Raw genomic sequence first — 7,428 nt, 5'->3', positions numbered from 1 at the left:
GTGGCGTCGCGGTTCTTCGTGCACGTCCTTGTAGCCGTAGTCCTGGAGAGCCATCCGGTCGGTCATGCCGTCGCTCTCGAGCATCGCGGCGATCTGCAGCGGGTCGATGGCCAGGCCGCAGCGGTCCGACACCTTGGTGGCGAGCGCGTCCACGGGGTCGACCTGGCGGAGCTGGAGCGTGTCGGTCACGCCAGGACCTCTTCGTAGACCGACCGGTACGCCTCGATGGACTGGGCCAGGGTGAAGTTGTTCAGGATCCGTTCCCGGGCGGCCACCCCGAGCCGGCGGCGCAGGTCGTGGTCGGTGAGCAGCTTGACGCAGCCTGCGGCGATGGCGACGTGGTCACGGGCGGCGCAGACGATCCCGGCGTCGCCCACGGCCTCGGCGACCCCGCCGACGTTGGTGCAGACCGGCGGCCGGCCGGTGGCCATGGCCTCCACGATGGTGTACGGGAACCCCTCGGAGATCGAGGTGAGCACGTTGATGTGCCCGGCGTGGTACGCGTCGACCTGGCTGGCGATCCGGCCCTCGAAGGTGGCGGAGTCGGTGAGCCCGAGGTCGTCGACGAGTTTGCGGCAGCTCGCCGCGTACTCCTGATTCACCTCGGGGATCGGCCCGAACATCTTGAGTCGCGCGTCGGGCACCTCCTCCTTGACCAGGGAGAACGCCCGGATCAGGGTGTGCAGGTCCTTGAGCGGGTCGATCCGGCCCATGAACACGATCGTGGGCACGTCCGGCTCGCCGGTCGCGGCGGGGAAGTCGGCCGGGTCGACGCCGTTGTACATGGTGCGCATCCGCGCCGGGGTGGCCCCGTTGTACAGCGCCCAGCGCCGGTTGTAGTTGGAGTGCGGGGCGAGCAGGTCCGCGCTGTGGTACGTCGCCACGGCCAGGGTGCGGAAGAAGTTCAGCAGCAGCACCTTCACGGCGTGCGGCACGTCCTCGTTCACCATGGACAGGTAGCGTTCCCGCAGGTACACCCCGTGCTCGGAAAGAATGATCTTGGATCCGTTGCGCCACTTGGCGGCCAGCGCGACGAGGCCGGCGAGCCCGTTCATGGCCAGGTGGCAGATGTCGACCTCGACGGGCGGCGCCGACAGGGGCCGGAGCATGTGCTCGATGAGGTCGGCGGCGGTCAGCGCGTCGGCCAGGCAGAGCGGCTCGCCGATGTCCATGCCGGACTCGTGCCAGGCGTCCATCAGGCGGCTGATCGCGGCGTTGCTGGTCAGCGCGGCGGTCAGGTCGGCGATCTGCGCGTAGTCGAACAGGGCCCGCAGCGCCTGCAGGAACGACTCGCGGCCCTGCTGGCTCCAGCGTTCCCGCACCTCGGCGGGCCGGATCAGGGCGCGCAGGAACGTGGCGTGCGCGTCGGTGAACCACTGCGGCTCGCGGTCGGGCTGGCGCTCGCGCCGGGTCCACAGCGGGATGTTGATGACCTGGTCGAGGTTGTCGGGGATGTCCCAGACGCTCTTCTCGACCCCGGTGACGGTGAGGGCCACCACCTGGAACCGGTGCTCCGGCATGCCCCGGATCAGCTGGTCCATCCAGACGCTGACCCCGCCGAAGTGGTGCGGGTAGGTGCCCTCGGAGATCATGGCGACCCGGGTGGTGCGCCGGTCGCGCTGCCGGGGGACCACCGGGTCGGCCACGGAGGCCCGCCCGATGGCCCGCCAGCTCTTCAGCGGGGTGTGGGGGCGCGTGGTCATGGGGAGCATCGCCCCCACCTCCCTTCTACGGCTTCGGGTACGCGGTCAGGACGGTCGCGGTGGGCACCTTGGAGATCGAGTCGGTGCCGTACGCGTCGAACCCGGCGGCCCGGACCCCGGTGGCGAACACCGGACCGGCACCCGTGAAGGTGACCTGGTTCGTGGCCCGGTCCCACACGGCGTCGTTGCCGGCGGACAGGGAACCGAAGTGCGCGGTGCGGTCGGCCACGTAGCCGGCGAGCGCGACCCAGTCGGGGTTGCGCAGCGGCACGTTGTAGTAGGTGCTGTACTTGCCGGCCACGGCCCGCAGCCAGTCGAACGTCAGGTTCTTGTTCGCCGCGTACTGGCGCAGGTTGTTCTGGTGCACCGTGTGCGAGTACGCCGACCCGGTCATCACGTGTTGCAGCGCGACGTCCGACTCGTGGCCGATGATCTGGTCGTAGGTCTGGTTCACCGGCCAGTAGGGGAACTTGCCCTGCGGCCCGTAGTAGGAGTTGTAGAACTGGGTCTCCTGCGCCGGGTTCGTGACGTGGTAGGCGATGTTCGTCGGCCAGTCGGGCACGATGAGCAGGCTCGGCTCCAGCGGGTGGTAGATCCCGCAGTTGAAGCAGGCCGGCTTCTGGCTGGCGAAGGACATGTTGCCGTGCAGGTACTTGACCCCGGCGGCCTTCGCGGCGGCCAGCAGGTTCACGTTGGACGCGCCGAGCCCGTAGTCCGTGGGCGGGTCGATGTCGTTGTTCGGGTCCGGGTGGTAGACGCCCAGGCCCGAGTACTCCGGGGTCTTGAGCACCGTGGTCGGCACGGCCAGCCCGATCTGCGCGGCGGCCGTCAGGTTGCTCTGGATCTCGGCGAGGCTGGTGTTGTAGTCGGTCGCGTTCATCTTCGGGTGGGTCAGCGTGTGGTTGACCCAGCGGAAGTCGTCCTTGTTGCACCGCGACTGCCCGGTCAACGCGTCCTCGAGGATGATCAGGCAGGCGACGTTGACGCCCGGCTGGATGCCCTCGCCGTTGAAGGGGACGTTGAGCTCGAAGCCGGCCGCCAGCGGGTACGTGCTGCGCAGCGAGGCCTGCTGCGTCTTCGTGCTGGTGACGTCCGTGCCGTTCATCCGGTAGCCGGGGTCGGAGTTCACCGTGCCGTCCGGCTGGAGGACGTCGCCGTTGTTGAACCAGTCGTCGACGTCGACGTTGAGCCAGTGCCGCTGCTCGCCGAGGAACACGCCCTTCGAGGCCCAGCGCAGCAGGCCGTACGTCAGCAGGTTCGCCTGGATCAGGTACTGGTTCGACGTGAACGTCAGCGCGAGGCGCTCGCGGCCGTCCGCGGTCGTGCTGGTCACGCCGATGACGCTGCCGCCGAGGGTGAGGATCGGGGTGGCCGCGCAGTTCGGGGTGACACTTGTCCGGTACACGTAGGACAGCGAGATCGGGATGTTCGCCGCTGCCTTCAGGTAGTCGAAGATCGGCGCGCCGGCGGTCGTGAGCACCGCGTTCTGCGGGGTGTCGCCGATGCCGCCCTCGCTGACCGGGGTCAGGCAGTAGCTCTCCGGGTAGGTGCCGTAGGAGGTGTACAGGGACACCTGCCGCACCTTGTACGCCTTCTCGTACTCCCACAGTGCCGTCCACTCGGCGGGGTCGAGGGCGCTGACGTAGTTGCCGTTGTCGTTGTACAGCAGCGCGTTGTTGGTCAGCAGCACCGCGTTGTACTTACCGGTGCCGTCGGGCCTGGTCAGCGCGCCGAGGGGCGCGTTGCGGGCGTACAGCAGGTCGTAGGGGGCGCCGATCTGGTCCAGGCTGGACTTCCAGGTGGCGGCGCCGAAGTCGCCCGCGTCCACGGCGATGACGAGGGCGCGCAGGGCCACCTTGTCGGTGGGGGCCAGCGCGGCGGCGGCGCGCGGCGCGGCGGTCGACAGGGGACCGTTGCGGACCGGGAGCTTCTCCGGGGTCTTGACCTGCGGCCGGGCCGCGTCCGCCCGGATCACGCTGTGCCTGTGGTCGTCGGTGTGCCCCGGCGCGGCCTGGGCGGTGGTGACCGTGCCGGACACCACTGCCACGGAACCGACGAGGGCGACAGCCAGAATGATGCGTCCGGGCAGACTTCTGCCCGGCATGCGATATTTCATGCCACATCCTTGATGGGACGGGCAGTGATCATTAGAGCACTGCGGGTGTGGGGGAGGGGCTCGTGTGAAGTAAACCGTCCCCGGGCAGCGCGCATGACGGCTCCGACAAGTTGCCGACATGGTGACTAAGAAAGAGGGTTTGGGGTAATGCGGGGTTCACAGTGGAGGACGTGGCCCTGTTGGTCTGAAGAAGCAACCAAATGTCTGATTCAGGGTACCTGAAGAGGGGAGTCCCCCTCGGGCACCGGCACGCCGATCTCGGTGAGGATGTCGCGGGCCGTCCGCCGCTGGTCCTCGTCGCCGGTGGCCTCGGCGAGCAGTTCCAGGGTCCGCGCCTCGCCCAGCAGGTGCCCCGTCGTGCGGTGGATCCGGATCGCCTCCCGGCCGTCGACGACCGCGAGGTCCGACTCGCCGCGCGCCAGGTGGACCCGGGCCCGTTCGGTGAGCGCCTGCCCCTCCAGCACCGCGTACCGCCCCTCCCGGGCCAGTGCCAGGGCCGCCGTGGCGTCCTCCAGGGCCGCCCCGGTGTGTCCCAGGGCCCCGGACGCGGCGGCCCGCCGGATCAGCGCCACGATCCGCTGACCGGGCTGGGCGTTGCCCAGGGCCACGTCCACGGCCCGGGTGTGCCCCGCCACGGCCTCGTCGAACTGCCCCAGCCGCCAGCGCACGTCCGCCAGGTTCGTCTCCACATCGGCCTCCAGCCGCACGATCCGGTGCTCCCGGACCAGCGCGACCCCCTCCCGCAGGTCGGCGAGGGCCGGTTCCAGCTCGCCCAGCTCGGCGTGCGCCTCCGCCCGGCCGCTCAGGCCCGAGACCACGGTGTCCACACTGGCTATTCCCCGGGCCAGCGCCAGGCCCCGGGTGAACGTGTCCACGGCCAGGGCGGGCCGCCCCAGTTGGTGGTACGAGCGGGCCAGGGTCGTCAGGAGTGATGCCCGCACGTTGTCCAGCTCGTCGGCGGGCAGCAGCGACAGCGCCGTACTCAGCTCGGCGGCGGCCCGGTGCAGCCGGCCCGTCTCCAGCAGCACGATGCCCAGATTGGCCAGAATGGACGCCCGGACCTGCGGGGCCAGCTCGAAGCCCAGGGCCGCCTCCAGGTGCCGTGCCCCCTCCTCCATCTGGCCGCGTTCGCTGAGGATCCGGCCGCAGTTGGCGAGCAGCACCACCTCGTAGTCGGTGAAGCCGTGCGCGCGGCTCAACTCCAGGGCCGCCCGGCCGTGGTCGAGGGCCCGGTCGTGCCGGGAACCCACCGCGTTGGCCAGGCTCAGGCTCAGGTGCGCGGCCGTCCGGACCAGCGGCTCGTCGGCCGCCGTCGCCGAGGCCAGGCTCGCCTCGGCCGCCGCGAACCAGTCGACGGTGAGTTTGCGCTGCCAGAAGTACCCGCGCAGGCTGTCGGCGAGCAGCCAGGCCACCGAGGGCAGGCCTGCGGGCGGCTCCGCGATCGCGGCGACCAGGTTGGCCCGCTCCGCGTCGAGCCAGGCCAGCGCCTGCGCGTGGGTGTCGAACGCGGCGGCCCCGGGCACCGTCCCGGCCGGGCGGGGCAGCCGGAGCATCTGGGGGTGCAGGACGTGCGCGGCGGTGTGCGCGGCGTCGCCGTACCAGAGGTGGAGCCGGTGTTCCGCCGCCGCGCGGTCCGCCGGCTCCTCGTCGGCCTCGGCCCGCTCCCGGGCGTACGCGCGGACCAGGTCGTGCATGGTCCACCGGCCCGGGGCGTGCCCCTCGACCAGGTGCGCCGCCGCGAGCCGTTCGAGCAGCTCGGCCGCCTCGGCGAGGTCCGTACCCGCGAGCTGGGCGGCCGCCGCCGCGGTCAGGTCCGGTCCCGGGGCGAGGCCGAGCAGCCGGAACAGCCGGGCGGCCCGGGGCGCCAGCGCCTGGTGGGACAGGTCGAACGCGGCCCGCACCGAGGACTGCTCGTCCCCGTCGACCTCCAGCGCGGCCAGCCGGTTGCCGGCCCGCAGTTCCGCCGCGTGGTCCGCCAGCGGCAGCGTGGGCCGGTCCGCCAGGTACGCGGCGCTGATCCGCAGGGCCAGGGGGAGGTGGTCGCACAGGCCGGCCAGCTCGGCGGCCGCGGCGGACTCGGCGGTCACCCGGCCGGGGCCGACGATCCAGGCCAGCAGCGCCACCGAGTCGGGGCCGGACAGCACGTCGAGGTGCAGCCGGCGCGCCCCGTCGCGGGCGGACAGGCCGGCGAGCCGGTCCCGGCTGGTGATCAGGGCCAGGCCGGCCGCGCCGACCGGCAGCAGGGGGCGCACCTGGTCGGCGCTGTTGGCGTTGTCGAGGAACACCAGGAGCCGGCGGCCGGCGATCCGGCTGCGGTACAGGTCGACGGCCTCGTCCAGGTCGACCGGGATCTGGCCGGGCGGCACGCCGAGCGCCCGGAGGAACCGGGCCAGCGCCTCGATCGGGCGGAGCGGGGCGGAGGTGGAGTAGCCGTGCAGGTTGACGTAGAGCTGGCCGTCGGGGAAGCGGTCGCGGACCTGGTGCGCCCAGCGCAGGCCCAGGGCGGTCTTGCCGACGCCGCCGATGCCGGCGATCACGCCGACGGGTACCGGGCGGTCCTCCACCGGATCGCGCTGGCCCGGGATGTGGGCGCCGGCCGGGCCCCGGACGCGGTCGGCCCCCGGCGCGGGGAGCGGGCCGGGGCTCTCCGGCTGGTCGCCGGGCGGCACCTCCGGGCCGGTGACCCCGCGCGCCGGTTCGCCGCACAGCAGCGTGTCGAGGGCCGCGAGCTGGTCGACCCGGCCCGTGAAGTCGGCGATGCTGGCCGGCAGCAGCCGGGGCACGTCCCGCGCGTCTGCGGCCGGCGCGGGGGTGGGCGGGGTCTCCGGCTGCTCCAGCAGGAGGACGGGGTCGTCGCGGAGGACGGCCAGGTGCAGCCGGTTCAGGTCCGGGCCGGGGGTCAGGCCCAGCTCGGCGGCGAGCCGGCGGGTGATCCGCTGGTGCGCGTCGAGGGCCTCGGCGCGGCGGCCGGCCCGGTACAGGGCGAGGATCCGCAGCTCGGCGAGGCGTTCGCGCAACGGGTACCGGACGGCCAGCTCGGCCAGCTCCGTCAGCACCTCGTGGTGCCGGCCGTACTCCAGCTCGGCGGCGATCCGCAGGTCCGTGGCGTCCTGGAAGGCCGCGTCGATCGGCGGCCAGATCCGCTCCCAGATCCGGTCGTTGAGGATCTCCCCGAACAGCCCGCCCCGGTCGAGGGCGTGCGCGGCCCGGTGCAGGGCGACCTTCGCGGCCAGGTCGGTGGCCGCCGCGGCCCGCTCGACGAGCAGCCGGAAGCGGTGCAGGTCCACCCGGTCGGGGTCGCCGGTGAGCAGGTAGCCGTCGCCGGAGCGGGCGAGGGTGAAGCCGAACCGGTCGGCCCCGGCGGCGGCCAGCCGTTTGCGGATCCGGGACACGTGCACCTGGACGGCGCTGCGCGGCCGGGCCGGGGGCTCGGTGTCCCAGAGCAGGCCGATCAGCCGGTCGGTGTCCACAGTGCAGCCGAGGTATACGGCCAACAGGCCCAGTAGCCGGCGCTCCATGCGCTGACCTATGTCGATGGACTGCCCGTCTGCGACGGCCTCGACCGTGCCTAGTACGCGCAACTCCATGTCAGGAGGTTAGTCCAGTACG

Annotated in this window: 4 protein-coding genes; all 4 read right to left on the bottom strand. The window is 72.3% G+C overall.

Features of this window, described 5'->3' with window-relative positions; translation table 11 throughout:
• On the bottom strand, nucleotides 1–189 hold a 189-nt coding region (locus PT931_RS26090; protein ID WP_456248340.1), incomplete at its 3' end, for a hypothetical protein.
• Entirely contained in the window at nucleotides 186–1,703 is a 1,518-nt protein-coding gene (gene pelF / locus PT931_RS26085; protein WP_456248339.1) for a GT4 family glycosyltransferase PelF, read from the bottom strand. The genes pelF and PT931_RS26090, both read right to left, overlap by 4 nt.
• A gap of 25 nt (nucleotides 1,704–1,728) precedes the next feature.
• Entirely contained in the window at nucleotides 1,729–3,819 is a 2,091-nt protein-coding gene (locus tag PT931_RS26080) for an Agd3-related carbohydrate-binding protein (protein ID WP_456248338.1), read from the bottom strand.
• Between the two features lie 209 nt (nucleotides 3,820–4,028).
• Nucleotides 4,029–7,406: an AfsR/SARP family transcriptional regulator gene (locus tag PT931_RS26075; RefSeq protein ID WP_456248337.1), complete on the bottom strand. Its 3,378-nt coding sequence runs from the start codon at nucleotides 7,404–7,406 to the stop codon at nucleotides 4,029–4,031.
• Between the last annotated feature and the right edge of the window lie 22 nt (nucleotides 7,407–7,428).

The organism is Longispora urticae, from assembly GCF_053902585.1.
The sequence above is the reverse complement of the archived record's forward strand: the minus strand, read 5'-3'. Positions and strand labels throughout refer to the sequence as shown.